Annotated in this window: 11 protein-coding genes and 1 other RNA gene; 6 read left to right on the top strand and 6 right to left on the bottom strand. The window is 38.2% G+C overall.

Annotated features, from left to right (window positions below; all coding sequences use genetic code 11):
- Positions 1 to 268, bottom strand: a 268-nt coding sequence (locus JN11_RS17320) for a transposase (RefSeq protein ID WP_144911323.1), incomplete at its 3' end; no start/stop codon positions are given.
- A gap of 280 nt (positions 269 to 548) precedes the next feature.
- Positions 549 to 2,945 (bottom strand): hypothetical protein, encoded by a 2,397-nt coding sequence (locus tag JN11_RS17315; RefSeq protein ID WP_144914565.1) that lies wholly within the window; start codon positions 2,943 to 2,945, stop codon positions 549 to 551.
- Between the two features lie 291 nt (positions 2,946 to 3,236).
- Between JN11_RS17315 and JN11_RS17310 the strand changes: the two genes are divergently transcribed.
- The 3 genes from JN11_RS17310 to JN11_RS17300 all read left to right on the top strand — a co-directional run bounded on the left by JN11_RS17310 (position 3,237) and on the right by JN11_RS17300 (position 7,395).
- Positions 3,237 to 3,998, top strand: coding sequence for an SDR family NAD(P)-dependent oxidoreductase (locus tag JN11_RS17310; protein ID WP_144914563.1), 762 nt, complete (start codon positions 3,237 to 3,239; stop codon positions 3,996 to 3,998).
- A gap of 27 nt (positions 3,999 to 4,025) precedes the next feature.
- Positions 4,026 to 4,946 carry a helix-turn-helix domain-containing protein gene (locus JN11_RS17305; RefSeq protein ID WP_144914562.1) on the top strand — a complete coding sequence of 307 codons (921 nt, stop codon included), beginning with the start codon at positions 4,026 to 4,028 and terminating at the stop codon, positions 4,944 to 4,946.
- Positions 4,947 to 5,376: 430 nt separating this feature from the next.
- Positions 5,377 to 7,395 carry a primary-amine oxidase gene (locus JN11_RS17300; RefSeq protein WP_170227786.1) on the top strand — a complete coding sequence of 673 codons (2,019 nt, stop codon included), beginning with the start codon at positions 5,377 to 5,379 and terminating at the stop codon, positions 7,393 to 7,395.
- A gap of 168 nt (positions 7,396 to 7,563) precedes the next feature.
- On the opposite strand, the gene ssrA is transcribed toward JN11_RS17300, so the two are convergent.
- From ssrA to JN11_RS17285, 3 genes are all read right to left on the bottom strand, one after another.
- Positions 7,564 to 7,932, bottom strand: a transfer-messenger RNA (tmRNA) gene (ssrA, locus tag JN11_RS17295).
- A 138-nt stretch (positions 7,933 to 8,070) separates the two neighbouring features.
- Positions 8,071 to 9,297, bottom strand: coding sequence for a pyridoxal phosphate-dependent aminotransferase (locus JN11_RS17290; protein WP_144914559.1), 1,227 nt, complete (start codon positions 9,295 to 9,297; stop codon positions 8,071 to 8,073).
- A 122-nt stretch (positions 9,298 to 9,419) separates the two neighbouring features.
- Positions 9,420 to 9,824: a DUF1573 domain-containing protein gene (locus JN11_RS17285; RefSeq protein ID WP_144914557.1), complete on the bottom strand. Its 405-nt coding sequence runs from the start codon at positions 9,822 to 9,824 to the stop codon at positions 9,420 to 9,422.
- Between the two features lie 137 nt (positions 9,825 to 9,961).
- Here JN11_RS17285 and JN11_RS17280 point away from each other — a divergent pair, with 137 nt between their 5' ends.
- The 3 genes from JN11_RS17280 to JN11_RS17270 all read left to right on the top strand — a co-directional run bounded on the left by JN11_RS17280 (position 9,962) and on the right by JN11_RS17270 (position 14,078).
- Positions 9,962 to 12,394: an alpha-ketoacid dehydrogenase subunit alpha/beta gene (locus JN11_RS17280; protein ID WP_144914555.1), complete on the top strand. Its 2,433-nt coding sequence runs from the start codon at positions 9,962 to 9,964 to the stop codon at positions 12,392 to 12,394.
- 87 nt (positions 12,395 to 12,481) lie between these two features.
- On the top strand, positions 12,482 to 13,063 hold the full coding sequence (locus JN11_RS17275) for a nitroreductase family protein (RefSeq protein ID WP_144914554.1): 582 nt from the start codon (positions 12,482 to 12,484) through the stop codon (positions 13,061 to 13,063).
- A 232-nt stretch (positions 13,064 to 13,295) separates the two neighbouring features.
- On the top strand, positions 13,296 to 14,078 hold the full coding sequence (locus JN11_RS17270; RefSeq protein WP_144914552.1) for a murein L,D-transpeptidase catalytic domain family protein: 783 nt from the start codon (positions 13,296 to 13,298) through the stop codon (positions 14,076 to 14,078).
- Between the two features lie 127 nt (positions 14,079 to 14,205).
- Here JN11_RS17270 and JN11_RS17265 read toward each other — a convergent pair whose 3' ends face one another.
- A complete protein-coding gene (locus tag JN11_RS17265; RefSeq protein ID WP_144914551.1) occupies positions 14,206 to 15,762 on the bottom strand; it encodes a L,D-transpeptidase family protein in 1,557 nt (518 codons plus the stop codon).
- Positions 15,763 to 15,870 lie beyond the last annotated feature (108 nt).

Genomic DNA, 15,870 nt, shown 5'->3' with positions numbered 1-15,870 from the left:
AAAGGATATCAAGGCGCATAGAAGCCATATGAACAATCCGCCTGTCGCTCGGCTGGTTTTCTAAATAGCCAACCAGTAATAACTTGAAAAATACAATCGGGTCGATGCTCTTTTGCCCATCCTTACCATAATACTTAGCTGTAGCTGTGTATAAAAACTGAAGGTCTAATACCTCTTTTAACTTTCTGTAAATATTGTCCGATGGGACACGGTCAGACAACTGGAAATTGGTAAAGAGCTTTTCTTGATATTGTTTCTTGCCTTGCATGTTATTAAGATACTAAAAATCAATATCTTAACATAATATTGTCAAAAAATATTCGCTTCGTTGTGCAACAGCCACGTGCCGCCTGGATATACGCCTGTTTAAGCGTTCCGCTTAAATAAAAAGCAAGGTGTATAGTTTCTTAGTTGTAAGTGTATCGAATATATATATAGCAGTGCGAATGCAGAAAACCCTTCTAAATTTTGATTGATTTAAGCGACACGCTTAAATGGTTGTGTGTCCAGGCTGGACATCTCGACCGGCGGGATTGCCAACGTTATATTTAGGCTTGACCTTTTAATGTGGGTTCTAAAACAATGGTCTCATTAGTTGTTATAAAGTCTTGTAATTGAGGTTCCTTATGAGTTTTAATAAATATATCTTCTATTGACTTCTTTTTAGTGGCTATTAAATCACTGCTATTTTTATTAAACGAATTAAATATCCATTTTTCTCCATTTTTAACTTTTTCCTTATCAATAATATATGTCCTTAAAAAAAGTTCAATAAGTTGAATCACGCCCAAGCCACCCCACAAATACCATTGACTAATACCATTTGATTCTATTTGTTTTATAAACTTATCTCCAGCTACTTTAATAATTATTGCGAGTAAAATTGGAAAGAAGGTAAATATAAACACTCTCAAAAAGTATCGACCACTTTTTCTTAATTCAATTAATTGCTTTTGCCAAGCATTGGCTACATATTCATTTTTTTCGATAAGCCATTTATTTTTTGCAGCTTCAAATGCCAAAACTGATGTGGTTTTTTGATTGATTTGCTCCAAAATCTCCATTCTAACTCCAAGTTTATCGATAAACTTATCGCGTTCGCTTAAGTCATTGTTTAAATCATTGACTTCTTTTGTTTTGATTTTTAGGATTTCATTTTTTTCGTTTTCAGATAATGCAATCAATTCTGCTTGTTCTTCCTCCTTTGCAGTAAGAATTGTTATTTCATCTTGTTCTTTTTGTTTAATTACTTCTGATAATTTACTTATATCTGCTTTCATTAAATCAATTTCTTTCGCCAATTCTGATTTAATATATTCTTCAGCTTTATCCTTTTTTTCCTCAATCTCAAAATCCTTTAAAAATAATTCCTTTTTAATGCAATTGAATATTACCTCTTCATCTTCAATTCCCATAGATTTAAAATATGCCATTGATTTTTGTACTGCAATTGAGTCAGCATTATTTACATATTCAAATGACGGAGCAGTAAGTGAAGTAATGAAAGCTTTTCGATAATTGTGAGTAATTATAGGTATAAATGGTCTAATCTGTTTTAGCAAAGTTGATGGAAATGTAAAACTGGGATTAATGGATTTGTGTAAACCTGCATTTTCTTTTCTTTTAACATGTTGGTCAAAGTGAACCAAACTGTTATCCAAAGTCAAACAAACAAAATTAAATTCATCCTCTTTGTTAAACTTGGTTTTTAAGATACCTACAGCCTCACGTAAAAAAATATCATGCTCTATCTTTTTATCGCTCTTATTTAATCTCAAGTCATAACCACGCTCTTCATTTAGATTGTTAAAATACCTTTGAAAATCATAATATTCGGCTATTTTTTCATTTAAATATTGTTCATTATCAGTTATTTGATTGAACTTTTCATTGTACAGACTAATGCCCTTTGACCTTAATACATCTGATGCGTATTTAAGACTTTCAGTTGGATGAGGTGTGTCAGAATTAAGAAGTTTAGCTTCATAATATTGTCTAGCAAATGGCTCCAAGTGGTCAGATGCTAACATAGCTTTAACTTGACCATGCTTGAAGTTTTCCCTAGAAATAATTGATTCTAACCATGATTTTGCTTGTTGAAGTTCAGAATATGTTTTTGATAAATAAACTAATCTTAAATCAATCAATTTTTCTTTTGAGAGTTTAATTAATTCAATTATTGCAGCTTTTTCGGGGTGGACATGTAAATTTAAAATAGAATAGAGTACGTTTGTATCTAATAATATTACTAAATCTTTTATCTTAAGGTTTTTAATCTTATCATATTCTGATTGCTCTATACCTAAAGAATAAAATTTTTCTGCTCTTGAAGTTAACGTTGACAAATAGCGTAGTTCTAAATCTGACAATCGTTCTGGATATTCAACAACTAAGACTTTAAAAATTTGTTTTAATTTATCAGAGCTTAACTTGTTAATTGCAATTTTGTGTATGTCGTCGTTTTCGGAAATTTTATCAGTTTTATATGGCAGAAATATATCTATGGCTTTTCTACCGAAAACCATAAAACATTCTAATAAATAGTCATTAAATACATCCCATAATTCCTTAATTTCTTCATTCAGTAAATTATCGTCGAATATCTCGTTTACTATTATTATAAAAAGAGAAAGTCTTTTATTGGACTCCTCTTTTGCTTTGAGGGTTATTGAATATAGTTTTTGTTTTGAGACTTCGCTTAATATATATTTGTTATCAATTACCTTTAATTCTTTATTTTCAATAAGATTCTCTAGTCTATTATGGACTTCGAATTTTATTGGCTCCAAATGAAACCCCATTTTGATAAATTCAATAATTTCATCACAATTTAAAGGTTCAGAAAAAGTATACAAAACATTCAGAATTAAATCAGATAGCATACCTTCCCGATTATCTGATTTTGCTAAATATAAAGCACTAATTAATTTATCAATTTCTTGCATTGGTCTAATAACAAAATGGAGATTTGCAATTTATTGAAAAAGTATGAGCTCTTTTATATACTGTTGGTAAATAAACAATTGTTAATAACAATTCCCCGGCCTTCAAATTTCGTACGACAATGCCTGTATTTTACAAAACCATAAACAATAGTTAATTATCTAATCCTCCAGCAAGCTATTCCAAACCAAAACCAGCCTTCCGCCAATGCACTTGAGCCACTACTCCAATTAGCTTACAAAAATCCGCAATTAGATTATAAATCGCCGTTAACGGTGCCCCACCTTTGTGTTATGGAAACTCAACACAAACGCATTGCCCTGGTTACTGGGGCTAATCAGGGAGTCGGCCTTCAGGTCGCAAAAGAATTGGTAGCAAATGGGGTAACGGTATTGCTAGGTTCACGTGATTTTGGAAAAGGTGAAACCGCCGCTAAAGAGATAGGTCCGGGTGCCGTAGCCATCCAGCTAGATGTAACTGACCAGGCATCCATTACCGCCGCGGCGGAGCGCATTAAAAAGGAATTTGGCCGTCTTGATCTGCTGGTGAATAACGCCGCTATTTCCAATACGCGCAAAGGAAATCTCTCACTACAGGAGTATGCCAAGATAAGCAGGGCCAGCAATGCATCGCTTGATGAGGTGCGTGCCGTATGGGAAACCAATGTTTTTGGTGTGCTGGCTGTTTATCAGGCCATGCTGCCGCTGCTGCAAAAATCATTGGATGCCCGTATTGTTAATGTTTCGAGCGGTGTGGGCTCGCTGGCATCGAATGCCGACCCTGCTTTTCCGTACCGTGCTTTCTTTGGTCCGGTTTATTCTGCTTCTAAAACGGCGCTTAACGCCATGACGCTGGCTATGATGATTGAACAGGAGGGGACAGGCATTAAGATTAATTTGGTTTCGCCGGCTTTTACCAGTACCGCCCTGAATGGTTTTGAGGGCACGGAATCGGTAGAAGATGGCTCGCGCGAGGTGGTCCGCGTATGCCTGCTTGGTCCGGATGGCCCGAACGGGACCTTTACCAGTTGGGAAAATGCCATCATTCCGTGGTAACAGAATGCCTATATTAGCATTTGTAAAATGAAAAAAGAAGCAGAGGCTCCGTATAAATTTGAATCCTTGTCCGATTTTCACCGGGTGCTGGGCCTGCCAAAGCCCCTGCACCCGCTAATCAGCCTGGTTTATAATACGGATGGCAAAATACGGAAGCCAAACGTTGCCTGCAAGCAGTTTATGATGTCTTTTTACAAGATCTCCTATAAACCCAACCTGAAAGGGAAATTTAAATACGGGCAGCATTATTATGATTTTGACGAGGGCGGACTGTTTTTCCTGGCGCCGAACCAGCTAACGGGCACAAGTGACCAAAACCTGGATTTTAGCGGCTTCACGCTGTTTGTTCACCCGGATCTGTTTCGCAATTATCCATTGGCCAAAAAAATCAAACAATATAATTTTTTCTCGTACGCGGCGACAGAGGTGCTTCATTTATCTGATCAGGAAAAGGAAACTGTCCTTGCTATTGCCAAACTGATTGATACCGAATTGAACAGCCGGATAGATGCGCTGAGCCAGGATGTTATTATTTCACAGATAGAGTTGCTGCTAACTTATGCCGACCGCTTTTATAAGCGCCAGTTTATTACCCGCAAAGCGGTTAATAATGATCTGCTGCAAAAGCTGGAGGAAATACTGGACGAATACTTCAATAACCATATTACCCTAAACAAGGGCATCCCAACCGTACAATACCTGGCAGACCAGCTGCACCTTTCGCCACACTACTTAAGCGATATGCTTCGTTCCCTTACCGGGTTAAATGCGCAGCAGCATATCCACCTGAAACTCATTGACAAGGCGAAAGAAAAGTTATCAACCACCAATTTATCCGTCAGCGAGGTGGCCTATGAGCTGGGTTTTGAACATCCCCAATCCTTCAGTACTTTGTTTAAGACAAAGACCAACCTTTCTCCCCTGGAATTCAGGCGGTCCTTCAACTGATTTTGTCCCGCCAGTTAGGGCGTTTTAAAGCAAAATTTGCAAATTTTTGGCCCATTTGTCCCAGCCTGGCCCAGGTTCGGGTTTAACTTGTTGATTTTTAGTGGGTGTTTGTTTCGGCTGGCCCGGGTGTTCCTTTCTGTGTCATGTTTCTTGTGGGACAAGGGCGAATGCATTTGTTGCAACAGCAAACAGTGAGTTAAAAGCACAAAAACCTTCATGGGCCTACAAATGAATATGGTGTAGTATTAATGTAGGGGTAACTAATTGAAGTTTAAATGAATGGTTTATGATATTTGAGAACGCCTTATTTTTTAATGGCTTTAAACTAAAGATAATGAGGCCGGTGGCCGAATTTTTAACTCAACTATACAAAATAAAATGATAGCTGAATCAAATGATTATTAATCCTTTTCCTAATACAATTGAAACGATGACGAGATCCCTTTTACTAAGTGCCATTTTGATTTTTCTTTTCTGCATGGGGCAAGCGCAAGCCCAAACCAGTGCTGTTGATTACCCATTAGATCCGCTTACTGCGGATGAGATGAAAAAAGTTGTCCAGATATTAAAGGACAGCAAAACCATCACAGGCAACGACATTTTTAACATCATTAATTTAAAGGAGCCACCAAAAAAAGAAGTGTTGGCCTATAAACCGGGCAATGCTTTCAGGCGGGAGGCATTTACCAGTTTTTATGATTACAGCAAAAACGGAGTTACCGAAGCAGTGGTTGATTTAAACGCGGACAAAGTATTGTCTGTTAAAAATATTCCTAATGTTATTGGGATGGGTCTGGATGCCGATTCGGTATGTGATGCCATTGTGAGGAAAGACAAAAATTGGATAGCCGCTTTAAAAAAACGGGGTATTTCGATTGATTCGGTAACACATAAAAGTATTTTTACCGGCGACATGGGAATTGCCCCTATAGGGCATAGGGAACAATTAGTACTTGCCAGGTATAAAAAAAGCAATATGGTAATTGAAGGCTTAATGGCCTATACAGATTTCACGACCGGTAAAATTTTAAAAATAGTAGATGAAAGCAATGGTTTTTACGACAAGGTGAACCTGAATTATTTTAATCCGGATTCTGTTAAAGAAATTAATAAAGCGCCAAAACCTTTAATTATTACCCAGCCAGAAGGGCATACATTCGAGGTAAAAGGACATGAAATAACCTGGCAAAACTGGAAGTTACGCTATGGCGTTGATAACCGCGAAGGACTTGTTATTTACGATGTACGTTACGTAGACAATGGAAAAGAGCGGTCGGTTATGTACAGAGGCTCCATGCCCGAAATGGTTGTTCCTTATGGATCACCTGATCTTTTGCAGGCGGCCTATAATTTTTTTGATGCAGGTGAATATCGTCTGGGGCAAGGTGTAGCACATTCGATGAGTCCGGGTGCGGATGCTCCGGAAAACGCACAATATATGCCTGCAATTTTGCATACCGAAAATGGTGTTCCGTTCCAGATGGATAGGGCAGTTGCTATATTTGAAGAAAATGGCGGTGTATTATGGCGTCACGATACTGTATCCCGCAGGGCCACTAACCTGGTTGTTAAATACTATACCATGATTGAGAATTATGATTATGGATTTACCTGGAGGTTTAAAGAAGACGGAACCATTGATGTTGATGTTGAACTAACCGGGATTGTTGAAGTAAAGGGTGTGCACCGGACAAATGAAATGGATCAACCGGATAAGGATGATTACTCGTACCAGGGAAATTCATTTGGTACACTTGTACGCCCGCATGTTGAGGCAATTAATCATCAGCATTATTTTGTTTTCAGGTTAGACATGGACATTGATGGCTCCGAAAACAATAGTGTAATGGAGATGAACAGTAAACCTGTTCCCGTTGGTGATCAAAATCCGTATGGCAATGCATTTTATGTAGAACACACAAAGTTTAAAACTGAAAAAGAAGCACAGCGGTCTGTGAATTACGAATCTGCACGTAATTGGCATATCATGAATAATAACGAAATGAATGATTATGGTCAACATGTAGGTTATATGTTAATGCCGGGCGCGCAGGCAAACACCTTTTCACCAGAGGGTTCATTGTTGCGAAAGAAGGCTGGTTTTTTAAATCACCAGGTTTGGGTTACACAATACCATGATGATGAAATTTATCCCGCCGGAAAATACCCTGCCAGCAATAAAGTTTACGATGGGTTACCCGAGTGGACCGCAAAAAACAGGACGATTGATAACAACGATATCGTAATATGGTACGTTGCCGGCATAACGCATATAGTAAGGCCCGAAGAATGGCCGGTTATGCCTGTACATCATATGGGTTTTTCGTTGATGCCTTTTGGCTTTTTTTCCACTAACCCTACCTTCAATAACAGTAATCCGGATTTTATAAAAAAACAATTTAAAGGCGTAGTTAAAAAGCAACCAGACTCAGTTATTGATCACGAATAGCGTTCGACTAAAAAACTAAAAGCCTGAAATGATTTGATTTGCAGTATTTGATTTGGTTTTTATACCGAATTAAGTGGTGCCGGGAGGGGGGGGGCTCACACAACCCGCTGTCTGAAGTTTGGAACTACAATAAACAACAAAACCCGCCTATTTAGCGGGTTTTGTTGTTTGTGGAGCCGGAGGGATTCGAACCCTCGTCCAAACATGGTATAAGGTAAGCTTTCTACATGCTTAGCTTCTGTTTATTTGTAGGGAAGGGGAAGGTCAGTCGCTTACCTATACCGTCTTCCTTAGGTGCTTTATCTCGTTCGCTATGCACACCTTAAGCAAACCAGTTTCATCTTTCGATGCCCCTGATGCCGATCCGATGAAACGGAAAACCGGCGGGACAAAAGCTAGCTAAATTCTAAATTAAGCAGCTAAGGCGTAGTTATTTTCGCCATTTGTAAGTTTGAGCGTTCAGATTAAAGCGCTAATTCACCCAACGCGCTGCATGCTTACCTACTTATCTCCATCCTGTCAATTCCGGTCGACCCCATTTTTGAGTTTGCAGTTTGCCAGTTTGCAATCAGCAGTTTTTTGATAAGGCATCAAATATACAATTAAGTTTACTGCCTTAAAAGTAATATTTACTGATGCCTGCTGAAAACTGCAAACTAATATACTGCTATTGAGTTACTGAAAACTGCCAACTGCCTCACTGTTAACCGTTCTTCCCGGATAAACTTTCAGGGCCTCATCCAGGCAAATCATTGCTTTTTCAATATCGTTATTGTTTAATACATAAGCCATCCGCACTTCGTTAACACCTGCGCCGGGTGTACTGTAAAAGCCGGTAGCAGGGGCCATCATTACTGTTTCATTGTTCAGGCTAAAGCTCTCCAACATCCATTGGCAAAAATTATCGGCATTGTCAATAGGTAGTTTGGCCACCACATAAAATGCACCACCCGGATTAGGGCAATAAACGCCTTCCATTTTATTTAAAGCATTTACAATAGTATTGCGGCGTGAAGTATATTCTTTATTAACTGCTTCAAAGTATTCATCAGGGGTATCAACAGCAGCTTCTCCGGCAATCTGTTCAACCATGCCTGCACTAAGCCTGGCCTGTGCAAATTTAAGGCCCGCAGTTAAAACAGCTTTGTTTTTGGTGATAAGGCAACCTAGTCTGGCACCACATGCACTGTAACGCTTGCTTACGGTATCCATCACAATCACATTTTCATCCAGTCCGCTTAAATGCATTGGAGATATAAATGATTGTCCGTCATAACAAAACTCACGGTAAGCTTCATCCGAAAATAGGTACAGATCATATTTTAAAACCAGTGCCTTTAATGCCTCCATCTCTTCTTTTGAATATAGATAACCTGTAGGGTTGTTCGGATTGCAAATGATGATGGCCTTGGTTTTTGGTGTAATCAGCTTTTCAAACTCTTCAATTGATGGAAGAGCAAATCCATTATCGATGTAAGATAAAATGGGTTTTACAACGATGTCGCTTTGGCAGGCAAAACCATTATAGTTGGCATAAAATGGTTCCGGAATAATTACCTCATCTCCCGGATTAAGGCATGCCATCATAGAAATAGTAATAGCTTCCGATCCGCCAGTAGTAACAATAATATTTTCAGGACTAATGTTATAACCTATTTTGTTGTAATATTCAGTCAGCTTTTTGCGGTATGATAAAGTGCCTTCCGATGGGGTATAGGCCCACACCTTAAAATCAATATTCTTAATGGCGTTTAGCATTCCTTCCGGCGTTTCAATATCCGGCTGACCTATATTTAAATGGTAAACTTTTTTACCATCAAGCTTGGCCCTATCAGCATAAGGCGTTAATTTACGTATGGGTGAGGCGGGCATCTGCTGCCCTTTGTGCGAAATTTTTGGCATGTGCAAAATTAGTAAAAAGATACCAATGCCATAAAAACAAAAAAGGTACACTAAAGTGTACCTTATGTAATTTTTTCGATAAGATTTTTATAAGCTTAGAATTCTACAGAATTTAAGTCTGTTTAATTACTACTGCTTGTTGCGGGTTTTGCTATCACCTCGCCCACAATATTTAAATATTTTTGAGGAGTTTTAGCATTTGAGGTAACAACAATAGTTTTGTTAAACGGTGCAGCTACGGCAGCATTGTAAGTAATTTTGATTAATCCTTTTTCGCCGCTTTTTACCGGCGTCTTGGTGTAATCAGCAATGGTACAGCCACATGTTGGTTTAACTTCTGTTAAAATCAACGGTTCTTTTCCAATGTTAGTAAATTCAAACACAGTAGTTACCGGAGTTCCTTGTGGAATTTTACCAAAATCATGTTTTTCTTCGTTGAATTTAAATTCAGCTTTTTCGTTATCTTGTGCCGATGCAGTGAAGGCGAAGCCTAAAATTACTGCGCATACTAAAAGTAATTTTTTCATATTCTGGGTTGTGTATACGACAAATATAAAAGGTTTGTTGCAATAAAAAAACTATTAAACAAACTGGATGTTTTATAAGTAGTATGCCTAAATACAGAATAGAATTTTATAATTTTACCGACTAAACAAAATTTTATATGCCCGAAACTGCAATAAACGCTACAGATAAGTTAAATACGGCTGAGCTCAGTTTTGATGATTTTAAAAAGTTAGTAATCAATGATTACCGGATTGGTGTGGAGAGCCGCCAGGCAAGTTTAATAGGTAGGAGGGAAGTACTAACGGGCAAGGCCAAATTTGGGATATTTGGAGATGGCAAGGAAGTAGCACAACTGGCTATGGCCAAGGCATTTCGCAAAGGGGATTGGCGTGCCGGATACTACCGCGACCAAACCTTTATGTTTGCTACAGGCATGAGCAATCTGTTTGAGTTTTTTGCACAACTATATGCTTATCCTGATGTGGAGAAAGACCCGGCATCGGCTGGCCGTCAAATGAATTGCCATTATGCTACGCGATATGTTAATGCCGATGGTAGTTGGGCAAATCAGGCCGAAAGCATGAATTGTAGTTCGGATATTTCAACTACAGGTGGTCATATGCCGCGCTTACTGGGCTTAGCCTATGCTTCAAAATTATATCGCCAAAATAAAGAACTCGAATATTTGAACCAATTTTCGGTTAATGGTAATGAAGTTGCATTTGGAACTATAGGAAACGGGTCAACTTCCGAGGGCTTGTTTTTTGAGGCCTTTAATGCTGCCGGTGTGCTACAGGTACCCATGGCTATTTCTGTTTGGGATGATGCCTATGCTATATCTGTTCCTGCAAAACTGCAAACTACTAAAGAAGATATATCTGAAATATTAAAAGGATTTCAGCGTGAAAACGGTACAAATGGTTACGAAATTTTTAAGGTACGCGGATGGGATTACCCTGCTTTGTGCGAAACATACGAACGCGCTATAAAAGTTTGTCGCGAAGAGCATGTACCTGTACTGATACACGTTACTGAAATGACCCAGCCGCAAGGGCATTCCACCTCTGGATCACACGAAAGGTATAAATCAAAGGAACGTTTGGCCTGGGAAGATGAGCACGACTGTTTGTTGCAGATGCGTAAATGGATGATAGCATCAGCTATTGCTACAGAAGCGGAAATGGATGAACTTGAGGCTACTGCTAAAAAATATGTACGCGACTGTCAGCGCCAGGTATGGAACGATCTTAGCAGAGGGATAAAGAGCGAGTTAAACGATGCTGCCAGGCTAATAGAAAATCTTGCACAGGTTGTACCCGGGCAGGATGAATTGTTATCAATAGCTTCAAACTTGCGCGATGTTGTCGACCCTGGCCGTAATGATACGGTTAGTGCTATCCGTAAAGTATTACGGCTTACTGTTCGTGATGACGTTTACCAAAGAGGTGAGTTGATCAGCTGGCTTGGCAACGAAAATAATAGAAATAAAGAGCGGTACAATTCCAAATTATTTAGTGGTACACTACAATCACCTTTAAATACGGAGCTTATTGAGGCTCAATACGCCGAAGATGCTAAATTAATAGATGGCCGTGAAGTATTGAACGCTTGTTTTGATGCAAATTTTAGCCGCGATAAAAGTATTGTTGCCTTTGGTGAAGATGTGGGCGCTATTGGCGATGTTAACCAGGGTTTTGCAGGTTTACAAAGTAAATATGGCGATTTGCGTATCACCGATACAGGTATTCGTGAAGCTACTATTATAGGGCAGGGTATGGGCCTGGCAATGCGTGGTTTAAAACCCATTGCCGAAATTCAATACCTCGACTATTTAATATACGCCATGAACGTGATCAGCGATGATTTGGCGAGCTTAAGCTACCGTACCTACGGTGGTCAAAAAGCCCCGCTTATTATACGTACACGCGGTCACCGGTTAGAAGGTATCTGGCATTCAGGTTCGCCATTGGGTCTTATCTTAAACTCCATGCGTGGTTTGCATATTTGTGTTCCTCGCGATATGACACAGGCTGCCGGTATGTATAATGTATTACTACGCGGAGATGAACCTGCTTTGGTAATAGAGTGTTTAAATGGTTACCGATTAAAAGAAAAACTTCCTGCAAACGTAGGGGAATTTACTGTTCCTTTAGGCAAGGCCGAAATTTTGAAAGAAGGTACCGACCTAACCGTAATTTCTTATGGCTCAACTTTACGCATAGTAATGGAAGCGGCTAAAGAACTGGAAAGCATGGGCATTCATATGGAAGTGATTGACCCTCAAACATTGCATCCGTTTGATACAGATAATGTTTGCGGACAATCATTAAAGAAAACCAACAAGCTTTTAATTGTTGATGAGGATTTACCCGGAGCAGCATCTGCCTATATTTTGCAAAAAGTATTAGAAGCGCAAAAAGGATATTATTCGTTAGATGCGCAACCCCGCACCTTAAGTGCCAAAGAACACAGGCCTCCTTATGGCTCTGATGGTGATTACTTTACCAAACCATCAGTAGATGATGTTATTGAAGTAGTGTATAGTATGATGAATGAAACAGATCCACATAAGTACCCGTCAATTTTTTAATGTGTCAGTTAGCTGATTTTTCAATCAGCATAATAAACTTATTTTTGCATCCCGGTTCTTGAACCGGGATTTTTATTTTTTATAACTATGGATACTACATTTTCAACCATTTCATCAATAATTAAAAGCCGCCGCACTACAAAAGCATTTGCAATGAACGGCAACAAAATTCCAAATGGACATATTGCAGCTTTACTGGAGCTGGCAGATTGGGCACCAACCCATGCTTATACTGAACCATGGCGTTTTATTGTTTTTGAAAACCCGACTGAGTTTTGCCAGCAACATGCTGATCTGTATAAACAAAACAGCATGGGCGATAATTTTAATGCAACAACCTATAATAATTTAGTTCATCAGGGCGATATGGCTTCGCATGTTATTATTGCTGCAATGAAACGAAGTGGCTTATCTAAACTGCCTGTTTTTGAAGAGATTGCAGCAGTATCATGTGCCGTACAAAACATATTGCTTGGGGCAACAGCTTTAAATATTGCTTCTTTCTGGAGCACCGGCGGCATGGCTAACAAACCTGAGTTCAGAGATTTTTTTCAGTTTGATGTTGATGATATTATCATCGGAGTTTTATATCTTGGCCACGCAGATGTTATTGCAACAGAAGGCAAGCGTACAACCCCTTTAGAAGAAAAAATAAAGTGGGTTAAATAATAATAAAGCTTTTTATGAGTTAATTCATAATTAAGCTTGATGATTTGATAAATTTTCATTTTTGATTAACTGGAATTGCTAACTATAATTATTGGTTAATTATTTTAATTCAATGAATATTTTCTATTGGCTTTGCGCGGAATTAAATAGTGGTAAAAAAGAGAAACCTAATTGTTTTTTTTACGTAGAACTAATTCTAATTAAAATATTGATTTAACTCATAGGTAAAGGAATGAAGAGAAATTTTTTGGGATTTGTTTGTATTTTAGTAATACTTTCAATAGCTGGTATCAGCTGGAAACCTGCATCACGACACAACACTGCACATTTTAACAGACCGTTTACCGCAGGTGAATTTCTTGAAAAATATATCTCTAATATTTATGAATCTGCACATTTGCAGGAATCGGGCCTGGAAGTAGAGGTGTTTAAAAAAGCCATTACAGGTTACCTTAATTTAAGGGGAAAAAATAAAATCCCAGCAAGCAGTTCAATTCTTACCGTTGTTGATCTGGCAAAATCAAGCCACGAAAAACGCATGTGGATAATTGATATTTTAAATAAAACCCTGGTGTTAAATACATGGGTAGCTCACGGACATGGAAGTGGTGAAGATATGGCTACTCGCTTTTCTGATAAAATGAACTCACACAAAAGCAGTTTGGGCTTCTATTTAACCGATGATGTTTATTATGGCAAAAATGGCCGTTCATTAAGATTGGATGGTTTGGATGCCGGTTTTAATACCAATGCCCGTGCCCGTGCAATTGTTGTTCATGGTGCTGATTACGTTGGCGAAGGTAATATTGATGAAGAAGGTCGTCTGGGTCGCAGTTATGGCTGCCCGGCTGTTTCTCCTGATGTTGCCGATTTGGTTATTGATAACATTAAAGATAAAACGGTAATGTTTATTAATGGTATCAGCAAAAACTATTCATCAAAATATCTTAACCAGGATCTTGCAGCAAACTTTGTTTACAATGATCCTGCTAACAATTACATCGCGAATTTATAAGCTTAAAACATCACTATTAGTCTGTTTCAACAGCAATAATTTATACTTCAAAAAAACCGGGAGCTTTAAACAGGTTCCCGGTTTTTTTTGCCCTTCGCTGTAACTACTTAAACAAGCAGCACTAAGTTTAATTAATTGAAGCAGCAGGTAAATCTTTAAGAAGGTGATCATACAAAACAATATCCAAGCCATAAACATCTGGTCTGAATTGTAGTACGTTACTTTCATCGGCCCAGCAGGTTATATAAGTAATGTAAACCGGTACTTTTTTAGATAGGTAAATCTCAGTAGGGTCTGGATTATTGGCATCCATATCTTTAGAGATCAGGTCGTACTTTTTACCGGCACCAAACAGCGTTAAGGCAAGCCCTTTCGGATCGCCAAGGCGTACACAGCCATGACTAACGGCCCGCATCTTTTTGTAAAAAGCAGATTTTGCAGGCGTATCGTGCAGGTAAACACTGCTTTTATTATTGAAAAGGAATTTTATTTTACCTAATGAATTGGCATCCCCGGGCGCCTGCTTAAACTCATAATCCGAATTGTATTTGGTTACTTTTGCCCAGTTAATATTCTCAGGATCTTTAACCAGTTTGTCGTTCTGATAAACATTAATATTTTTGTTTGCCAGGTAAAAACGATCCTTGGCAGCTTCAACAATAATTTCTTTATTGGCTATGCTTCTTGGTATATTCCATACAGGGTTAACTTCAACGCTGTGTATCAAACTATTTAATAAAGGCGTTTCATGCTCATTAGGCTTATCAATTTTACAACTGTCATTATAAGCTATCAGCGTGTTGGCATTAGCCATATTACGGCCCTGACCCACACACACCTTCATTTTTGTTACAGATTTTCCGCTGTCAATTACATTTAAACCAAAATCAGGAATGTTTACAATTACATACTTGGTTTCATAAGGCTTATTTCTCCAGCGTAAACGCTCCAGGTTTACCAATAATATGCGTTTGGTTTCTTCCTGTGTTATTCCATCCGCAGTAAAGCCAGTCTTTAAAGCATTTTGTAAAGCAATATATTGTGGGTCTTTAGGTTGTATGCTATCGAGGTAATTTTTCATATCATGGATATGGAAAACTTGTACCATTGTTAAACTATCAGGCTTTTTTGTAGCCATAAAGTACCGCTGGTAAATGTCTTTAGGGTTTATAACCCCGTATCGCAAAGCATTACTGTAGTTGATAATGGAACTGGCAGCCGTTAATTCCAACAGCGCCATATCATGATAGGCCTGGTTTACTGTTTTGATTTCATTTTTGGCAGTAAATTTATTGATCATGTTTTTTAGCTCTGCAGCCTTAAATAATTCGGCATCCAGACCATGTTCATTGGCGCGCGCAAAATAATTATCGGCAGTATTCAGGTCGCCATTAAATAAGTGGTTGAGTATAAAGCCGGGCTTGTATTCATTCTTTGCATAATAATCAAGTATAAATTCATTATGCTTAATCTTCAGTGTGGTATCTGATAATACTTGTTTAAATACTTCTGCAAAACTATCAGGTTCAAAATCTCTGAAAACTTTATTGTGTGTTTTTTTAAACAACACATTGGCCATTTCTGATCGTTTCTTTTTACAGCTTTGAAGGGTAAATAAAAAGGCAGGCAGCAAGAGTATTAATAGGTAAACACTAAATTTGTTTACCGGTGTGAGTTTAGTCATAGTTGTTAATCGGATTAAAGATAATAATTATTAGCAAATTAAGTACTACAACGTGGTGTTAGATTTTTGTTAATTTTGAGATCATAGTTCACTGCCCGGTTAGATAAA

The organism is Mucilaginibacter frigoritolerans, from assembly GCF_007830615.1.
Taxonomy (GTDB): Bacteria; Bacteroidota; Bacteroidia; order Sphingobacteriales; family Sphingobacteriaceae; genus Mucilaginibacter; species Mucilaginibacter frigoritolerans.
This window is presented reverse-complemented; position numbering and strand designations above follow the sequence as displayed.

Coding starts and splice junctions, on each gene's coding strand:
- JN11_RS17305 (WP_144914562.1), top strand. CDS start 4,026: ATGAAAAAAGAAGCAGAGGCTCCGTATAAATTTGAATCCTTGTCCGAT.
- JN11_RS17265 (WP_144914551.1), bottom strand. CDS start 15,762: ATGACTAAACTCACACCGGTAAACAAATTTAGTGTTTACCTATTAATA.
- JN11_RS17275 (WP_144914554.1), top strand. CDS start 12,482: ATGGATACTACATTTTCAACCATTTCATCAATAATTAAAAGCCGCCGC.
- JN11_RS17285 (WP_144914557.1), bottom strand. CDS start 9,824: ATGAAAAAATTACTTTTAGTATGCGCAGTAATTTTAGGCTTCGCCTTC.
- JN11_RS17290 (WP_144914559.1), bottom strand. CDS start 9,297: ATGCCAAAAATTTCGCACAAAGGGCAGCAGATGCCCGCCTCACCCATA.
- JN11_RS17315 (WP_144914565.1), bottom strand. CDS start 2,945: ATGCAAGAAATTGATAAATTAATTAGTGCTTTATATTTAGCAAAATCA.
- JN11_RS17310 (WP_144914563.1), top strand. CDS start 3,237: ATGGAAACTCAACACAAACGCATTGCCCTGGTTACTGGGGCTAATCAG.
- JN11_RS17280 (WP_144914555.1), top strand. CDS start 9,962: ATGCCCGAAACTGCAATAAACGCTACAGATAAGTTAAATACGGCTGAG.
- JN11_RS17300 (WP_170227786.1), top strand. CDS start 5,377: ATGACGAGATCCCTTTTACTAAGTGCCATTTTGATTTTTCTTTTCTGC.
- JN11_RS17270 (WP_144914552.1), top strand. CDS start 13,296: ATGAAGAGAAATTTTTTGGGATTTGTTTGTATTTTAGTAATACTTTCA.